This is a genomic window from Ruegeria lacuscaerulensis, from assembly GCF_013033355.1.
In the GTDB taxonomy this organism is placed as follows: Bacteria; Pseudomonadota; Alphaproteobacteria; order Rhodobacterales; family Rhodobacteraceae; genus Ruegeria; species Ruegeria lacuscaerulensis_A.
The window spans coordinates 1-15,733 of the sequence record NZ_WQDY01000006.1 but is presented as its reverse complement, the minus strand read 5'-3'; the positions used below and the strand labels follow the sequence as shown (position 1 = coordinate 15,733).

Annotated in this window: 14 protein-coding genes; 8 read left to right on the top strand and 6 right to left on the bottom strand. The window is 56.4% G+C overall.

Features of this window, described 5'->3' with window-relative positions; all coding sequences use genetic code 11:
* A complete protein-coding gene (locus GOW48_RS12040; protein ID WP_170754021.1) occupies nt 1-1,302 on the top strand; it encodes a gluzincin family metallopeptidase in 1,302 nt (433 codons plus the stop codon).
* Nucleotides 1,303-1,441: 139 nt separating this feature from the next.
* Nucleotides 1,442-2,014 (top strand): pentapeptide repeat-containing protein, encoded by a 573-nt coding sequence (locus GOW48_RS12035; protein ID WP_170355087.1) that lies wholly within the window; start codon nt 1,442-1,444, stop codon nt 2,012-2,014.
* A 54-nt stretch (nt 2,015-2,068) separates the two neighbouring features.
* On the opposite strand, the gene GOW48_RS12030 is transcribed toward GOW48_RS12035, so the two are convergent.
* The 6 genes from GOW48_RS12030 to GOW48_RS12005 all read right to left on the bottom strand — a co-directional run bounded on the left by GOW48_RS12030 (nt 2,069) and on the right by GOW48_RS12005 (nt 9,882).
* A complete protein-coding gene (locus tag GOW48_RS12030) occupies nt 2,069-3,814 on the bottom strand; it encodes an adenylate/guanylate cyclase domain-containing protein (RefSeq protein WP_170754020.1) in 1,746 nt (581 codons plus the stop codon).
* 110 nt (nt 3,815-3,924) lie between these two features.
* Nucleotides 3,925-4,575, bottom strand: a complete 651-nt coding sequence (locus GOW48_RS12025) for a GNAT family N-acetyltransferase (protein WP_331251813.1) — start codon at nt 4,573-4,575, stop codon at nt 3,925-3,927.
* 197 nt (nt 4,576-4,772) lie between these two features.
* A complete protein-coding gene (locus GOW48_RS12020; RefSeq protein ID WP_170355084.1) occupies nt 4,773-5,717 on the bottom strand; it encodes an ABC transporter substrate-binding protein in 945 nt (314 codons plus the stop codon).
* A gap of 41 nt (nt 5,718-5,758) precedes the next feature.
* On the bottom strand, nt 5,759-6,766 hold the full coding sequence (locus GOW48_RS12015) for an ABC transporter permease (protein ID WP_170754016.1): 1,008 nt from the start codon (nt 6,764-6,766) through the stop codon (nt 5,759-5,761).
* Nucleotides 6,763-8,289, bottom strand: coding sequence for a sugar ABC transporter ATP-binding protein (locus GOW48_RS12010; RefSeq protein ID WP_170754014.1), 1,527 nt, complete (start codon nt 8,287-8,289; stop codon nt 6,763-6,765). Before GOW48_RS12010 ends, GOW48_RS12015 begins: the two co-directional genes overlap by 4 nt.
* Nucleotides 8,290-8,328: 39 nt before the next feature.
* Nucleotides 8,329-9,882, bottom strand: a complete 1,554-nt coding sequence (locus tag GOW48_RS12005; RefSeq protein WP_170754012.1) for a UxaA family hydrolase — start codon at nt 9,880-9,882, stop codon at nt 8,329-8,331.
* A gap of 84 nt (nt 9,883-9,966) precedes the next feature.
* On the opposite strand from GOW48_RS12005, the gene GOW48_RS12000 reads away from it, so the two are divergent.
* From GOW48_RS12000 to GOW48_RS11975, 6 genes are read left to right on the top strand one after another with little or no spacing between them, the layout of a single operon-like run.
* Entirely contained in the window at nt 9,967-10,704 is a 738-nt protein-coding gene (locus GOW48_RS12000; RefSeq protein WP_234899474.1) for a GntR family transcriptional regulator, read from the top strand.
* Nucleotides 10,701-11,753, top strand: coding sequence for an aldo/keto reductase (locus tag GOW48_RS11995; RefSeq protein WP_170754010.1), 1,053 nt, complete (start codon nt 10,701-10,703; stop codon nt 11,751-11,753). Before GOW48_RS12000 ends, GOW48_RS11995 begins: the two co-directional genes overlap by 4 nt.
* Complete coding sequence (locus GOW48_RS11990; RefSeq protein ID WP_170754008.1) at nt 11,743-12,171, top strand: RbsD/FucU family protein; 429 nt, start codon at nt 11,743-11,745, stop codon at nt 12,169-12,171. Before GOW48_RS11995 ends, GOW48_RS11990 begins: the two co-directional genes overlap by 11 nt.
* Nucleotides 12,168-12,998, top strand: coding sequence for an amidohydrolase family protein (locus GOW48_RS11985; RefSeq protein ID WP_170754006.1), 831 nt, complete (start codon nt 12,168-12,170; stop codon nt 12,996-12,998). The genes GOW48_RS11990 and GOW48_RS11985 overlap by 4 nt, the downstream gene beginning before the upstream one ends.
* Before the next feature lies 1 nt (nt 12,999).
* On the top strand, nt 13,000-14,112 hold the full coding sequence (locus GOW48_RS11980) for a fumarylacetoacetate hydrolase family protein (protein ID WP_170754004.1): 1,113 nt from the start codon (nt 13,000-13,002) through the stop codon (nt 14,110-14,112).
* Between the two features lie 13 nt (nt 14,113-14,125).
* Complete coding sequence (locus GOW48_RS11975) at nt 14,126-15,628, top strand: aldehyde dehydrogenase (NADP(+)) (protein WP_170754002.1); 1,503 nt, start codon at nt 14,126-14,128, stop codon at nt 15,626-15,628.
* Nucleotides 15,629-15,733: the final 105 nt, after the last annotated feature.

The following is a 15,733-nucleotide window of genomic DNA, read 5'->3' as shown; positions in this document are numbered from 1 at the left end:
ATGAACTTACCCGAAGAAACGGAGAATGAGGAACCGGGCACTCGGTTTTTGCTTTTTCCACAGTCGCCTTTTCTCGAACCTGACGCGGAATTGGAACTGGTCGAGATATCTGCACCACAAGGCAGCATCGGTCCCGGACCTTCTGGTCCGCGTATGTACACGGTGAATCCGGTTGGTAAAACTACACCCTATGGTGCCATTGTTCCAGGTCCCAACGGACCGGGCATGTACCTACCCCCGTGGGATGGATATATACAACCGCCTGCAATGCCAGATGAACTGGGAAATTTCATCCATATCGACCCATCCGATCCGTCCTTCGAAGCGGCGCATCTTTTCGGTTCCGCTCATTTCACCATGGATGTGTGGCAAGGCTATTTCGACCGCCCCATCCCGTGGCATTTCGCGCGTGATTTCGACCGTTTGGAACTGTCTTTATTACCCAGCCTAGACAATGCTCATATTGGGTGGGGCTTTCTGGAAACCGGTGGAACACATGAGCACGGTAACGAATACCGCCCCTACAGTCTGAATTTCGATGTCGTGGCGCATGAAATTGGTCACGCCATAATTTATAGCGTGATTGGAATGCCCGCCGATGGCGACGCTTCGGGCGAGTATTACGGGTTTCATGAATCCGCCGCCGATCTGGTCGCGCTGTTGGCGTCTTTGCATTTTGGATCAGTTGTTGAAAAGCTGTTGGAAAACACTCGGGGCAATCTCTACACATTCAACCGATTGAATCGATTTGCAGAATTGTCCGAAAACGCGCAAATCAGAACGGCGGCTAATAACAGATCCCTCTCGGAATTTTCCTCGGGTTGGTCCAGCGAACATGCCCTTTCTGAGCCGTTGACCGGAGCAATGTTCGACATTTTCGTCGACATCTATCACGAACGCCTTTTGCTACACGGTCTGATTTCACCTGAGGAAGAGGATCTGTCGGACCAATTGGAAGACTCGCCCGATTACAGCGCTATCATGCAAAACGTTTTTGACAAGCGATACGCGGAAAACCCCGAGGGTTTCCGCGTTGCCCTACTTGAGGCGCGCGACTACTTGGGGACCTATTTAGCTGATACCTGGAGCCTATTGGATGCTGATACCCTCAGCTATTTTGGTGTCGAAAAAGCACTAGTTACTGTGGATCAGGAAATTACCGGCGGCGCATTCCGGCAAATAATAGAGGGTAATTTTCGGATGCGCGATATCGGTTTGACGACGGCAGGTCCGCGTTTGCCGAACCCAGACGAAGACAGTCATGCCAATTCGGTTCGAACTTTGGTGCCGGATACAGAGTGAGTAAGTTCTTTTTTTTCAATTCAAATTATGGCATTTAGGAATAGGATGATTTTTTGGATTTGTTGGCCCGTCTATAATTTGGGTCGTGGTGGAGGGCGAGGTGGTTGGTGCATCTCGACCGCAATTGGGAGATGAGTTTATGGCGGAGACATTACTCAGTTTTTCAGAAGTGTTGATTTACGGAAGAGTATTGGAAGACTTGAGCTATACGGCAAAGTCGAACAACGGCCAGGGCAACAACAAGCATCTGGAAAAGCAATTGGGCGATGAAGGAAACAACAAAGCACAATTCGCAAAAATTTATGGGTTTGCTTACGAAGGCACATATTATGACCTTCCCGAACCTGTGATTTTTCTAGTGCATGGTGACGGTAAGGAAGTTGCAAAAGCAAACGTTCCAGACGACAACGCATCACGGGCCCCGAAAAACCCGTCTATTGGTGGGGTTGCAGCCGCAGACTATCAGGTTGCTGATGACATACGTGTTTGGAACTACGACAAGTCCGATCAGACCATGCGCATGGATGTGATGGCTGGCCAGTTCGAGCAAGTCCTACTGGATATCTATTTCGGCTTCGATAGCCCGGCGATCAGTGGCGCAAAGGTATCTGGAGCCAAAGTGAGCGGGGCTAAGGTAAGCGGTGCCAAAGTATCAGGCGCAAAGGTTAGCGGCGCCAAAGTAAGTGGGGCCAAAGTCCGGGGCGGCGACTGAGGGTCGCTTACGATCAATGTAACGAGGGCGCGCTCGTCGCGCCCTTTTTCTTATTCAGAACCCGGCCTTTTTCAATCCTTCGACAAAATGCTGGGTATCGTCTTCCAAACGGTCGGGCATAACCTTGGCCCACCGTTGCAAAGAAAAATTTGGATGCGCCTCACGGTGTTTGTCAGCAATCAACCGGGCCATCTCCATATTGCCCAACTGGGCGTGACTCGCTGCAAGCATTCGTTGGCCTTCGGTTGGGTTGTTCATTTTGTTGACTGTTTCGATAACATCCTCGTAGCGGCGAAGGTTGTAATATGCCCCGCCAAGGTGCCACAGATATTGATCCGGGAAATACGGGTTCAGCCGCATTGCTTGTTGCAGATGGGTGATTGCTGTTTCGTTGTCGCCCGAATGCGCCAGCGCGTCGGCATAGTCCGAATGCATATCTGCATCATTTGGGTTCAGCGCCAAGGCGCGCTGGTATGACTGGATCGATGCATCGTGATCTTTGCGATACAGGTGGACATAACCCAGTTCGCCAAACCCACGCGCGTCAGTCGGGTCGAGCTCGATAGCACGTTGCGCAAATCTCAGAGCCTGATCCAACGCGGTGCTTGGGTCTTCTGTCCAGGAGTACCGCCAGTCTATATTCAGGGTGCGCGACAGCGCCGCGGCCGCGCGGGCATACCCTTCGTCGCGTTCCAGTGCCGATTGATAGAAGCTTTGCGCCTTGCGATTGTCGTTTCGCGTATACTTGAAGATGTGATGCTGCCCCTGAAGAACCGAGCTGTACGCTTCGAGGTCGGATGGCATCGCTTGGATCATTCGCTGCTTTTCATGGGACTCGATCATCACGGCGGTCGCTGCAACGATGCACTCGGTCACCTCGTCCAATATGTCGAAAATATCGTCGATTCTGCGGTCGAACCGTTCCGCCCAAATCGTCCGTTCGGTGGTGGCGTCCACCAGTTCCGCCGAAATGCGAATTCGACTGGCCGACCGGCGGACGCTGCCCCGCGCGATGTAGCGTACATTCAATCGCTGGGCGGCCTCTTTTGGAGGCATCGATTGTGCCTTGAAAAAGAAAGAGGAGTTTCGCGCGATTATGAAAAGGTTCCTGAACTTTGACAGATTCATGATGATGTCGTCGGTCATGCCTTCGGCAATCCAACTGTCGGATTCATCTCCGCCTTGGCTGCCGAAGGGAAGCACCGCAACGGACGGAGTGTCCGGTCGTTCTAGAACCTGACTCGTGGGCGTTTCCGGGCGCATGGTGCCGGCCATTGTCGCGCCTGCAACTTCGCTGCGCACACAATAGGTCGAGACAGGATTGAGTATGTTTTTTAACTGCTTGGGGCCCAGGAATTCGTAGCCGTACCGCAGCCTGTTGCAGACTTGGTCATAGACTGCAGAGCTGACGTAAACACGCTCGGGTTCTGCAATTTCCTGCAACCGCGCCGCGATATTGACATTGTCGCCGTGAATCCCGCGATCATCGATCAGAATTTCACCGAGATGAACGCCTGCGCGGAATTTGATTCGCTGATCATCTGTTCGAGTTTCGTTGTGTTGGCTTGCGATCCGATGCAGTTCGATGCCAAATTCAACTGCGCTTGTGGCCGTTTCAAATAAGGCAAGCAGCCCATCTCCACGTACTTCGACGACCCGCCCCTCATATTTTGCACAACATGTTTCAAGATGAGATAGTAACGATTTCAGAGCGTTATATGTGTCCAGCTCATTCTCGCTCATCAAGCGGGAATAGCCGACCACGTCGGCGAACAAAACAGCACCGAGCTTTTGCGTCATTGAAAAATTCGGACTAGAGGTATTCACAGGCAATACTCGTTTAATTGGTGCCAAATAGGCACCCGTTTCAACATATAGCAATTTTTAGTTTTTTCGACTGTCGGCTGTTTCTACCTTTCGCTGCCTGTTGCCAACCTGGGTGGCCATGACCAGTTTGATGAGGCCGATGCTCCCATTTCCACGACAGTATCCGTGGATAATTCCGAGGCGAGAACTTCTCTGTGCTGCATCCAGTAGTCCTTTAGGATGCCCACAACAATCATGTCGTGGAACTCTCCATCCGCAAACCAAGCTTGCCGCATTGTACCTTCGACCTGGCAGCCAATTCTACTGACAAGGTCACGGCTGCTGTGGTTGTCGGCGCGGTAATATGAAGTCAAGCGATTCAGGCCGAGTTGTCGGAACGCAAAGTCAACGATCATCGCGGTTGCTCGGATTCCAACTCCGTGTCGACGTGCGGACTTGTGTACAAACATTGCAACGACCGCGTCGCGATTGATATTCGAAATCCCCTCGAGACCAGCCATGCCCAAGGCTTCTTCTTCCTCGGACTCAACAATGAACCAGCATTTGCAGCCGGAACCTTCAGATGTGAAAGCATCTTTCCAACTGTCTTCAGTCTGGAGGCGGTTTTGGGGAATGCGGGATGTTCGATCAAACAGAGCGAGGTCTTCAATGTTTTGGAACCAAGGCGCGACGGTTTCTACATCAGCCCTTTCCAAAGGTCGAAGCCGAAACAGATTTTTCGATTTATCGGACACAGAAGCAATAACCTTTAACGTATAAAAACAACTATATCGGGAACAGTAGCACATTCCTTGCGCAATTTCTAAGTTTCATTGCGAAACTGGCAGCGATCGCCAGATCGATTCTTTAGTTTAAACTGCGTTTTGAAAATCCAAACGACATCCGGCCCGCCAAATTGGCGGGCCGGAAAAGTCACCGTGAGTGGATGGCTTTAGTCGTACAGAACGGCCGAGATTTTCGGATCATCCATGTTCGACGCGTCGTAGTAGTAGAAACCAGTGTCAATCAGGGCCGGGACTTCTTCACCATTCAGCGCGGAGACCGCTGCTTTTACAGTCTCGTAGCCGATGCCGACGGGATTTTGCGTGATCGCGCCAGCCATCAGGCCGCTTTTGATCGCATCCTTCTGCGCTTTGCCGCTGTCATAGCCAATGATGACCAGACCTTCGGTTCCCAGTTCCTGAACACCATTCACAACGCCAATGGCCGAACCTTCGTTGGTGCCAAAGATGCCGTCCAGATCAGGGTTGGCCGTCAGGATCGCTTTGGTAACTTCAGTCGACTTCAGGTGGTCGCCCTGACCGTATTGAACGGTGACAACTTCGATATCGGGATATTTTTCTTCGATACGGTTCACAAAGCCATCACGGCGGTCGATACCGGTCCGGCTGGTTTGGTCGTGTGCTACAACGGCGACTTTGCCTTTGCCGCCGATTTTCTCAGCCATTTTGTCGGCGGCCAGCCCGGCCGCAGCAAGATTGTCGGTGGTAGCTGTTGAAAGCGGGATGTCGCTGTCAACACCGCTGTCGAACGCGATGATCGGGATACCCTTGTCATTCGCCTGACGCAGCAGCGGGATAGCCGCCTGGCTGTCTAGTGCAGCAAAGCCGATGGCTTTGGGGTTGTTGGCCAGTGCAGCGGCCAGCATGTCGATCTGACGGTCCACCATGGTTTCGTTATCGGGGCCTTCAAAAGTAATTGTGACGTTGTATTCGTCTGCCGCCTGCTCGGCCCCGGATTTCACGGCCTGCCAGAACTGGTGCTGGAAACCTTTGGATACCAGCGGGATATAGATTTCCTCTGCAGTGGCCATCGAGGCCGGGGCTGCAAGGGTGGCAGCGCTCAGCGCCCCCAGAATGAAACGACGTGAAAACATGTTTTTCTCCTCCACAGTTGGTCGTTTGTTATTTGGTTTCTTCAGCCGGACTTTTTGTGCCGCGCCATGTCGGCATAGACCGCCAGAATGATGATTGCGCCGGTGACAACGGTTTGCCATTCCTGCGCCACGGACAGCACGCGCAGGCCGTTGGTCAGGACCGCCATGATCAGTGCGCCGATCAGCGTGCCTAGAATGGTACCGCGTCCACCCGACAGCGACGTGCCGCCGATCACCACGGCCGCGATGGCCTCAAGCTCGTATCCCAGACCCAGCGCAGGCTGCGCCGAGTTCAGGCGCGAGGCAATCAATATGCCGCCGATGCCGCAGATTGCGCCCGCCAGAGCGTAAATGCGCATCTTCCAAGCGTCGGTGTTCACACCGGACAAGCGAACTGCTTCTTCGTTCGAACCCAAGGCAAAGGTGTAGCGGCCAAGAACCGTCCGGCTCAGGATGTAAGACGCTGCAATCGCCACCAGGAACAGGATCAGCACGCCGTTCGGGATGGGCAGAGCCGGGAAAATCTCTCCGATCAGCGACCCGCGTGAGATCTGGTCAAAGCCCGGCGTGTCGTTGAAATAGATCGGCCGCGTACCCGAGATGACCAGCGACAGGCCTTTCAGGATCAGCATCATGCCAAGCGTGGCGATGAAAGGCGGGATCTTCATTTTGGCAACGAAAGTGCCCGAGCAAAGCCCACAGAACGCGCCCGCCGCGATGGCTGCCGCCACGCCCAGCAGCAGGGGCATCCCCAGATAGGTCAGCACCACGCCTGCGATCACGGCGCAAAAGGTCATCAGCGTGCCCACCGACAGGTCGATCCCCCCGGTGATGATCACCAGCGTTGCCGCCACTGCCAGCACCCCGTTGACCGAGGTCGCCTGCAAAATGGCGATCATGTTCGAGGTCTGCATGAAGTTTGGCGACGCGATCGAGAAGCCGATCAGCAGCGCGATCAAACTGGCGAATGCCAGTAGTTTTTGATACGCGCCGCTGTCGGACAGTCCCGCGAGTGGTTTCTTCTTTTCAACGTCTGTTGCCGTGGTCATTGTGGTGCCCCCGTTACCTGCATCGCCGCCGCACGTTGGGTGGCCAGATGCATGATGTCTTCCTGAGTGGTGTCTTTTCCGCCGGGCAGAATGCCGGTCAGTCGGCCTTCGCACATCACAGCGATGCGATGGCTCAGGCGCATGATCTCGGGTAGTTCCGACGAGATCACGATGATAGTCTTGCCCTGCTCTGCGAGTTCTTCGAGCAGCTTGTAAATCTCGGACTTCGCACCGATGTCGATGCCCCGCGTGGGTTCGTCAAAGATCAGGATATCGCAATCGCGCAGCAGCCATTTTGCAATCACAACCTTTTGCTGATTGCCCCCTGACAGCAGTCGGACCTCTTGCACGTCCGAGGGCGTGCGAATGCCCAGCTGTGCGATATATCCCTTGGCCGTGGTGCTGATTTCACCGTCATTCAACACCCCTCCGGTGCCGGTGAACAGATCCATCGAAGCCAGCGCGATATTGTCGCGCACGTTCATGCCGGTGGCCAGCCCGAAATGTTTGCGGTCCTCGGACAGATAACCGATGCCCGCAGTCACGGCATCCTTGGGCGACTTGATCGAAACCTCTTGGCCATGAACGCGGATCGTTCCGCTGTCCTTCACATCCGCGCCGAAGATCGCGCGCGCAACCTCGGTCCGACCGGCCCCCATCAGGCCCGCGAACCCAAGAATCTCGCCCTTCTGGACCGAGAAGCTGACATCCTTGATCTCTTTGCCGCGATTTAGACCGGACACCTCAAGCGAAACTTCGGCGTCGCCAAGATCGGGCACGTCCAGAGGTTTCTCGTTCACCTCACGCCCCACCATCATGGCGATGATCTGGCTGATTGGTGTCTCAGCCGCGCCTACGGTGCCCACATATTCGCCATCGCGCATCACGGTGACGCGGTCGGCGATTTGCTTAAGCTCGTCCATTTTGTGACTGATATAGACGATGCCCACGCCTTCGGCCTTGAGGCGGCGAATGATTACGAACAGCTCGGCGATCTCGGCATCGTTCAGGGCCGCTGTGGGTTCGTCCATGATAAGAACCTTGGACCGGAAAGACAGCGCCTTGGCAATCTCGACCATCTGCTGTTTCGCAATGGTCAAGCTGCCTACCAATGTCTTTGGATCCAGCGACAGGTTCATCGAGGCGAAAATCTCGGCCGTCTGTGCGTTTAGCGCGGCCTCGTCCAATCGACCAAAGCTCTTGCGGGGCTCCCGACCGATAAAGATGTTCTGCGCTACGGTCAGATCATTCATCAGGCTCAGTTCCTGATGGATGATACCGATGCCCAGATCCTGCGCTTCGCCGGGCGTGGTCGGGCTGACCGACTTGCCTTCGATCACCAGATCACCACCGTCGCGCTGATAAATCCCCGACAGGATCTTCATCAGCGTGCTTTTCCCGGCACCGTTCTCGCCCATAAGTGCGTGAACCTCGCCCGAAAACAGATCGAACTGCACCGTTTTCAGCGCGTGCACGCCGGGGAAATACTTTTCGATCCCCGTCATGTCGACCAGTTTTGTCATGTTCCCTCCCATGCTACCCTCATCCCCCAGGGTGCGTAATTACATTACCGCGCCGATCTGCCAGGGGACAAACTCGACCCCCCCAAATCCAAGCTCTTCGCTTTTGGTTTTCTCGCCTGAGGCAACGCGGATCAGAATTTCGAACAATTCTTCTCCTTTCGCCTCGATGCTGACACCATCGGTGACGATGTCACCGCAGTTCAGGTCCATATCGTCGGCCATCCGTGCGTACATCTCAGAGTTCGTTGCCAGCTTGACGCAAGGCGTCGGCTGATAGCCCGAGACCGAACCCCGCCCGGTGGTGAAAACGATCAGGTTCGCGCCTGAGGCCACCTGCCCCGTCACCGAACACGGGTCGAAACCTGGGCTGTCCATGAAGACAAAGCCCTTCTTGTCCACGATCTCGCCAAACTTATAGACGTCCCGCATAGGAGCAGTGCCGCCTTTGGCAACCGCGCCCAGAGATTTCTCGAGGATGGTTGTCAGTCCACCGCGCTTGTTGCCGGGGCTTGGATTGTTGTCCATCTCGCCGCCGTTGCGTTCGGTGTAGTCTTCCCACCACTGGATGCGCTCGATCAGCTTGGCGCCAACTTCGGGCGTTTCGGCGCGGCGAGTCAAAAGATGCTCGGCGCCGTATACTTCGGACGTTTCCGACAGGATTGTCGTTCCGCCGTGACGCACCAGCAGGTCGGATGCATATCCCAATGCAGGGTTTGCAGTGATGCCCGAATACCCGTCCGAGCCTCCGCATTGCATCCCTACCGTAATTTCGCTGATTGGCGCGGGTTCGCGCGTCACTTGATTGGCAAGTTCGGCAATACCCTTGATCTCGGCCAAGCCTCGGTCAATCGTGCGCCGCGTTCCGCCTTCGTTTTGAATAGTCATATAGCGCAGAGCACCATCGGGGCGGATCGGACGACCCCCCACCAGATCGGCCACCTGCATAACTTCGCATCCCAAACCGATCAGAAGAATACCCGCAAAGTTAGGATGCTGCGCATAGCCCGCAAGAGTGCGGAACAAGGTCGCGTACCCTTCATCCTTACCGGACATCCCGCAGCCTGTGCCGTGCACAATCGGGACCACGCCGTCTACATTGGGAAACTCGTCAAGCATTCCGGATTTCTCGGCTGCCTCGGCGATGAACCGTGCAACCGAGCCCGAGCAGTTCACCGTGGTCAGAATCCCGATGTAATTCCGTGTTCCCACTTTGCCATCCGCGCGGTGGTAGCCCAAAAAAGTCCGCTCTTCCGCAATTGCGGGTAACGCGGAGTTTGCGGACGCGTAGGCATAATCCTGTTGATGCGCGCCCATGCCCAGGTTGTGGACGTGAATATGGTCACCGGGCGCAATATCCGATTTCGCCTGACCAATGATCTGACCATAGCGGATCACGTTCTGCCCTTTGGAAATTGGCGCAACCGCGATTTTATGGCCTCGCGAAATCTGAGAGACCAACGGAACCGGCACGTCATTGGGCTGCTCGCCTGCTTGCAGTTCACGCAGTGCGATAACGACATTGTCATCGGGGCTCAGCTTCACCGTATCGCGAGTCGGGGGCGTGAAAGCCTTTATTTCTTGATCTGCTTGCATCGTTTTCCTGCTTGCTTGCCAGTGATTGCTAAACTGCGATCACATACTTGTCAACTAACATGTTAGTATGCTAGATCAACTTTCATGAATAAGCCACAAGATATCGACGCGACGCTTTTGCGTGACATTTCATCGACCGAAGGTTCGTTGGCCAACCGTGTTTATTTGTCTATCAAACGCGCAATCCTGTCTCTGGACTTTGCGCCCGGAGCGAACCTCAGGAAAGCGCCGATATGCGAACGGCTTGGCGTGTCCCGCGCGCCGGTTGCCGAAGCCATCGCGCGACTGGATGCAGAAGGGTTGGTGGACGTCGTTCCGCAATCCGGAACCCGAGTTTCTTATTTCTCGATGTCAGAGATACGCGAAGGCATGTTTCTGCGCGAAGCGTTAGAATTGGCGACAATTGCCAAAGTCGCCCGCGACCTAACCGAGGATCAGCGTCGCAGGTTAAGTCGCAACATGCGTTTGCAAGAGCTTCTGGTCGAGGATGAGGATATCTCGGGCTTTTATCAGGCCGATGAGGAATTTCATGCTCTGCTGATGGATTTCACGGGTTTCCACCGTTTGGCAGATGTTGCGCAGACCGTTTCCCTTCAGGTTAGCCGCGCACGTATGCTGCTGCTGCCGACGCCAGGCCGGATCGTTGAAACGCTTGATGAGCACCGGTCGATATTCAACGCAATAGTAGAGCGCGATGAAGACATGGCGCAGCAGGCCATGCGCCGCCATATGGGCCAGCTCATGCCTCGGATCGAAGTCTTGCGTCAGGAAAAACCCCACCTTTTCAACTTATCGCTCCAAACCGAACGAGAGGCAGGATGACCGCTTCAACTACAGAATTACTGAACAACCGCACGGCGCGCCCTGTACCATTGACCCGCATGGGTTTCGGTGGCGCACCATTGGGGAACCTCTATCGTAAGGTTTCCGACGAAGACGCCCAAGCGGCCCTGCAGGCGGCCTATGATGCGGGTATCCGCTTTTTTGATACTGCACCGCAATACGGGCTTGGACGCTCCGAGCAACGCTTTGGCGAAGCAATCGCCCGCTTTGGACGCGAAAATATCCAGCTGTCGACCAAGATCGGGCGACTTCTGCTGGATTGTGAACCGCATGAAGTGACCCCTGAGGCTTTTGTTGACGTGCCGCAAAAGCGGATCGTATTTGACTATACCTATGACGGAGTGATGCGTTCCTACGAGGCCAGCCGCGAACGGATCGGGGTGGCCAACGCGGATATTCTGCTGATCCATGACGTCTGCGTTTTCAGCCAGGGCAGTCAGGAGCTGTCCGATGCCAAGGTGCGCGAGCTGTTTGACGGCGGCGGCTACAAAGCGCTGGTAGAGCTGCGTGACGCCGGTGAAATCGCAGCCATCGGAGCGGGCGTGAACGAATGGCAAGTTTGCGAAAAACTACTTGGTCTGGGCGATTTCGATGGCTTCCTTCTGGCGGGGCGCTACACCCTGTTGGAACAAGAGGCGCTGGACAGCTTTTTGCCGCTTTGTGAAAAGCGTGACGTAGGAATTATCCTGGGCGGTCCCTACAATTCGGGGATTCTGGCAACCGGTGCAGTGCCGGGCGCAAAATACAACTACGATGATGCGCCAGAGGAGATTTTGCAGCGCGTCCGCAACATCGAAGCTTTATGTCAGGCGCACAAGACACCTCTGATCGCGGCGGCATTACAGTTCGTGTTGGGGCATCCGTCCGTCAAAACTGTGATCCCGGGCGCGGTAAACGCCGCAGAGGTGCAGGCCAATGTCGCGTTGTTAGATCGCGAGATTCCTGCCGGCCTTTGGTCCGACCTGCGGGGCGAAGGGCTGATCCGGCCTGATGCCCCGCTTCCTTCGGAGGCCGCCGATGCTGCGTGACATCGACCCGATCCTGTCACCCGAATTGCTGCACACCTTGCGTGCGATGGGCCATGGCGATGAAATCGTGATCGCGGACGCCAATTTTCCGGGAACGAGTACAGGAACGCTCTGCATTCGGGCCGACGGATCGTCGGTCAGTGAGATCCTGCGCGCAGTTTTGTCGGTGATGCCACTGGACAATTTTGTGCCGGACCCAGCACTGACGATGCAGGTGGTCGGAGACCCCGATGCTGTGCCAGAGGCGGTCGCGGATTTTCAGCAGATCATCAATGAAACGGCAGACAACCCGGCAGTGGTGCAGGGTCTTGAACGCTTCGCGTTCTATGATCGCGCCGCAACAGCTTTTGCCGTTGTTCAGACAGGTGAGCGCAGGTTGTATGGCAACATCATCCTGAAAAAGGGTGTGATTGGATGAAGATCGACGCGCACCAGCATTTCTGGGCTTTGGCTCGGGGCGATTATGGTTGGCTCACTTCGGAACTGGCCGCGATTTGTCGGGACTTTGGTCCGTCAGACCTAGCCCCTTTGATCGAAGCGGCTGGGATCGAGGGGACCGTTCTTGTACAGGCGGCGCCGACTGTGGCCGAGACGGAATATATGTTGTCTCTGGCGGACCACACGCCTTTTGTCAAAGGGGTAGTCGGGTGGGTCGACTTCGAAGCGGAGGACGTGGCCGATCAGATCAAGGCGCTGTCCGCGCATCCGGCGCTTGTCGGTTTGCGGCCGATGATTCAGGACATAGCTGATCCCATTTGGATGTTGGACGACGCATTGTCTGCTGCGTTTTTGGCCATTCAGCAGAACGACCTGACATTTGACGCACTGACTTTGCCCCAACATCTGGCCCCTCTGCGTCAGTTGCTGGCGCGCCATCCCGAGATGCGCGTGGTCATCGACCACGGCTCAAAGCCTTTGATAAGCGATGGTGTGATCGACGGATGGGCTCAGGATATGGCGACCTTGGCGCAGGAAACCTCGGTCTATTGCAAATTGTCCGGCCTTGTGACCGAAGCAGCTGCGGATTGGAGCACTGACGACTTGCGCCCGTATGTCCAGCACCTCTTGGACACGTTCGGCCCGGAACGCCTGATCTGGGGCAGCGACTGGCCAGTTTGTACCTTGGCAAGCACATATCAGCGCTGGTTGGACACCACCGACACACTTCTGAGCGATCTCTCGGAAAACGAACGCAATGCGGTTCTGGGCGGTAATGCCGCCCGTGCCTATAACCTCAGGGACTGAAATGACTTCTCCTAAACTGGATTCAGACGGGCTGTGGCTCGGGCGTGTTGAACGCCCCGGTGTTGGCCCTGCTGTCGTAACCCTGCGCGATGGTCAGGTTGTCGACATCACCTCGAAAACTGCACCGACCGTGCGCGACATCCTCGAAATGGACGATGCCGCGGGGTACGTGCGCTCGGCTTCGGGCGAGACGCTCGGGCCGCTAGATGGGGAACATCAATGGCTGGCGCCTTGTGACCTGCAGGCGGTGAAAGCCTGTGGTGTCACGTTCGCCGGCTCTATGGTTGAACGTGTCATCGAAGAGCAGGCAGCCGGCGACCCGGCCAAGGCCGAAGCCATCCGCAAGCGCATTGGTGCCCGTATTGGTGACAGCCTGTCCAATATCGTGCCCGGTTCGGAAGATGCGGCACAGGTAAAGGCGGCGCTTATCTCGGAAGGTCTGTGGAGCCAGTATCTGGAAGTTGGCATCGGGCCAGACGCCGAAGTGTTTTCCAAGGCGCAGGTACTGTCCTCGGTTGGATTCGGTGCGGATGTTGGGCTCCACCCAATTTCGACGTGGAACAACCCCGAGCCCGAAGTCGTGCTGGCTGTGACGTCCAAGGGTGAAATCAAGGGGGCGACGCTGGGCAATGATGTGAACTTGCGCGACGTTGAGGGGCGCTCAGCCTTGCTGCTGAGCAAAGCCAAGGACAACAACGCCTCTTGCGCCATCGGACCCATGATCCGCCTGTTCGACGACAACTTTGATCTGGACGACGTGCGCAATGCCGAATTGACCCTGACTGTAACCGGCCCGGATGGGTTTGTGCTGAACGGAAATTCGTCGATGTCCCAAATCAGCCGTGATCCCGCGGATCTGGTGAAGCAAACCGTCGGGCGTCATCACCAATATCCGGACGGGTTCATGCTGTTCCTCGGAACGCTTTTCGCTCCGACGCAGGATCGTGACACTCCGGGTGGCGGGTTCACTCACAAGATCGGTGACGCTGTCACGATTGCAAACGACAAACTGGGCGCTCTGACCAATACGGTGCGCCTGTCGACGGAATGCCCGGAATGGACGTTCGGGGCGTCTCATCTGATGCGAAACCTGGCCCAACGCGGGCTGATTTAAGGAAAATTTGAACATGTTGACCGGAAAACACCTGATCGCGGGCGAATGGGTCGCGACCGACGCTCCTTTTACCTCGGAACCGGCGCACGGGCCCAGCCACGACTTTTGCGTGGGCACGCCTGCGTTGGTTGATGCAGCCGTCGAAGCCGCTGAAGAGGCATTTGCCAGCTTTGGTTGGTCTTCGCGTGCGGATCGCGCCGCGTTGCTGCGCAAAATCGCTGATGAGATCGACGCCCGCGGCGATGCCATCACCGAAATCGGAACGCAAGAAACCGGCCTGCCCGAGGCGCGTCTGCAGGGTGAGCGTGGCCGCACCGTCGGCCAGCTGCGCCTGTTCGCAGATCATATCGAAAAGGGCGACTATCTGGACCTGCGCCACGACCCGGCTATGCCGGACCGCGCGCCCCTGCCCCGCCCCGATCTGAAGATGATCCAACGCCCGCTGGGCCCCGTCGCCGTGTTCGGCGCATCGAATTTCCCGCTGGCGTTCTCGGTCGCGGGTGGGGATACCGCTGCGGCGCTGGCCGCGGGTTGTCCGGTGGTGGTCAAGGGCCATTCGGCGCACCCCGGCACGGGTGAGATCGTGGCGCAGGCCATTGATGCCGCGATCAAGGCGACCGGTGTGCATCCGGGTGTGTTCTCGCTGGTTCAAGGCGGTAAGCGCGATGTGGGCACTCGTTTGGTGCAGCACCCTCTAATCCGGGCCGTGGGTTTTACCGGCAGCCTTGGCGGTGGTCGTGCCCTATTCGACCTGTGCGCGCAACGCGATGAGCCGATCCCTTTCTTTGGTGAGCTGGGCTCGGTCAATCCGATGTTCATCCTGCCTCAGGCCGCCGCTGCGCGCGGGGCCGAGATCGGGACGGGTTGGTCGGGTTCACTGACCATGGGTGCGGGGCAGTTCTGCACCAATCCGGGTATTGCCGTTGTGATCGACGGGCCGGACGCGGATGCGTTCCAATCGGCGGCTGAAACCGGCCTGTCCGCTGTTGCCAACCAGACCATGCTGACCGACGGGATTGCCGCCGCGTATCGCGATGGCGTATCGCGCGTTGCGTCCGGCACCGGCGTGACTCAGATCATTGGCACCAGTTGCGAAACCCGCGACGCGGCACCCTATCTGTTTACCGTCTCGGGCGACGATTGGCTGGCCGACCACAAGCTGCAGGAAGAGGTCTTTGGCCCTCTGGGTATAGTTGTACGTGTTCGCGATGCCGACCAGATGCTGCAGGTGGCGCGCGCCATCGAAGGTCAGTTGACTTGTACCCTGCATTTGGACGCGGGTGATACGGCCGACGCACAGGCGTTGCTGCCGTTGCTAGAGCGTAAAGCAGGGCGTCTGCTGGCCAACAGCTTCCCTACCGGGGTCGAGGTGTGTGATACCATGGTGCATGGTGGCCCCTACCCCGCGTCGACCAATTTTGGTGCAACTTCTGTGGGCACGCTGTCGATCCGTCGCTTCCTGCGTCCGGTCTGCTATCAGGATATTCCTGTCGCGCTTTTGCCCGAGCAGATGTAACCGAAGGCGAGTCCGCCCGCTCCCATTTATGATGTATGTGGCAACCCATCTTTCGGGTGCCGCGGTCATCGGGGGCGGGTAATCACAGTTTAAAAGGATGGTGGA

What these genes read in the sequence shown, in the direction of transcription:
- GOW48_RS11995 (WP_170754010.1), top strand. Translation starts at nt 10,701, where the DNA reads ATGACCGCTTCAACTACAGAATTACTGAACAACCGCACGGCGCGCCCT.
- GOW48_RS11985 (WP_170754006.1), top strand. Translation starts at nt 12,168, where the DNA reads ATGAAGATCGACGCGCACCAGCATTTCTGGGCTTTGGCTCGGGGCGAT.
- GOW48_RS12010 (WP_170754014.1), bottom strand. Translation starts at nt 8,289, where the DNA reads ATGACAAAACTGGTCGACATGACGGGGATCGAAAAGTATTTCCCCGGC.
- GOW48_RS11980 (WP_170754004.1), top strand. Translation starts at nt 13,000, where the DNA reads ATGACTTCTCCTAAACTGGATTCAGACGGGCTGTGGCTCGGGCGTGTT.
- GOW48_RS11990 (WP_170754008.1), top strand. Translation starts at nt 11,743, where the DNA reads ATGCTGCGTGACATCGACCCGATCCTGTCACCCGAATTGCTGCACACC.
- GOW48_RS12040 (WP_170754021.1), top strand. Translation starts at nt 1, where the DNA reads ATGAACTTACCCGAAGAAACGGAGAATGAGGAACCGGGCACTCGGTTT.
- GOW48_RS12015 (WP_170754016.1), bottom strand. Translation starts at nt 6,766, where the DNA reads ATGACCACGGCAACAGACGTTGAAAAGAAGAAACCACTCGCGGGACTG.
- GOW48_RS12035 (WP_170355087.1), top strand. Translation starts at nt 1,442, where the DNA reads ATGGCGGAGACATTACTCAGTTTTTCAGAAGTGTTGATTTACGGAAGA.
- GOW48_RS12005 (WP_170754012.1), bottom strand. Translation starts at nt 9,882, where the DNA reads ATGCAAGCAGATCAAGAAATAAAGGCTTTCACGCCCCCGACTCGCGAT.
- GOW48_RS12020 (WP_170355084.1), bottom strand. Translation starts at nt 5,717, where the DNA reads ATGTTTTCACGTCGTTTCATTCTGGGGGCGCTGAGCGCTGCCACCCTT.
- GOW48_RS12000 (WP_234899474.1), top strand. Translation starts at nt 9,967, where the DNA reads ATGAATAAGCCACAAGATATCGACGCGACGCTTTTGCGTGACATTTCA.
- GOW48_RS11975 (WP_170754002.1), top strand. Translation starts at nt 14,126, where the DNA reads ATGTTGACCGGAAAACACCTGATCGCGGGCGAATGGGTCGCGACCGAC.
- GOW48_RS12030 (WP_170754020.1), bottom strand. Translation starts at nt 3,814, where the DNA reads ATGACGCAAAAGCTCGGTGCTGTTTTGTTCGCCGACGTGGTCGGCTAT.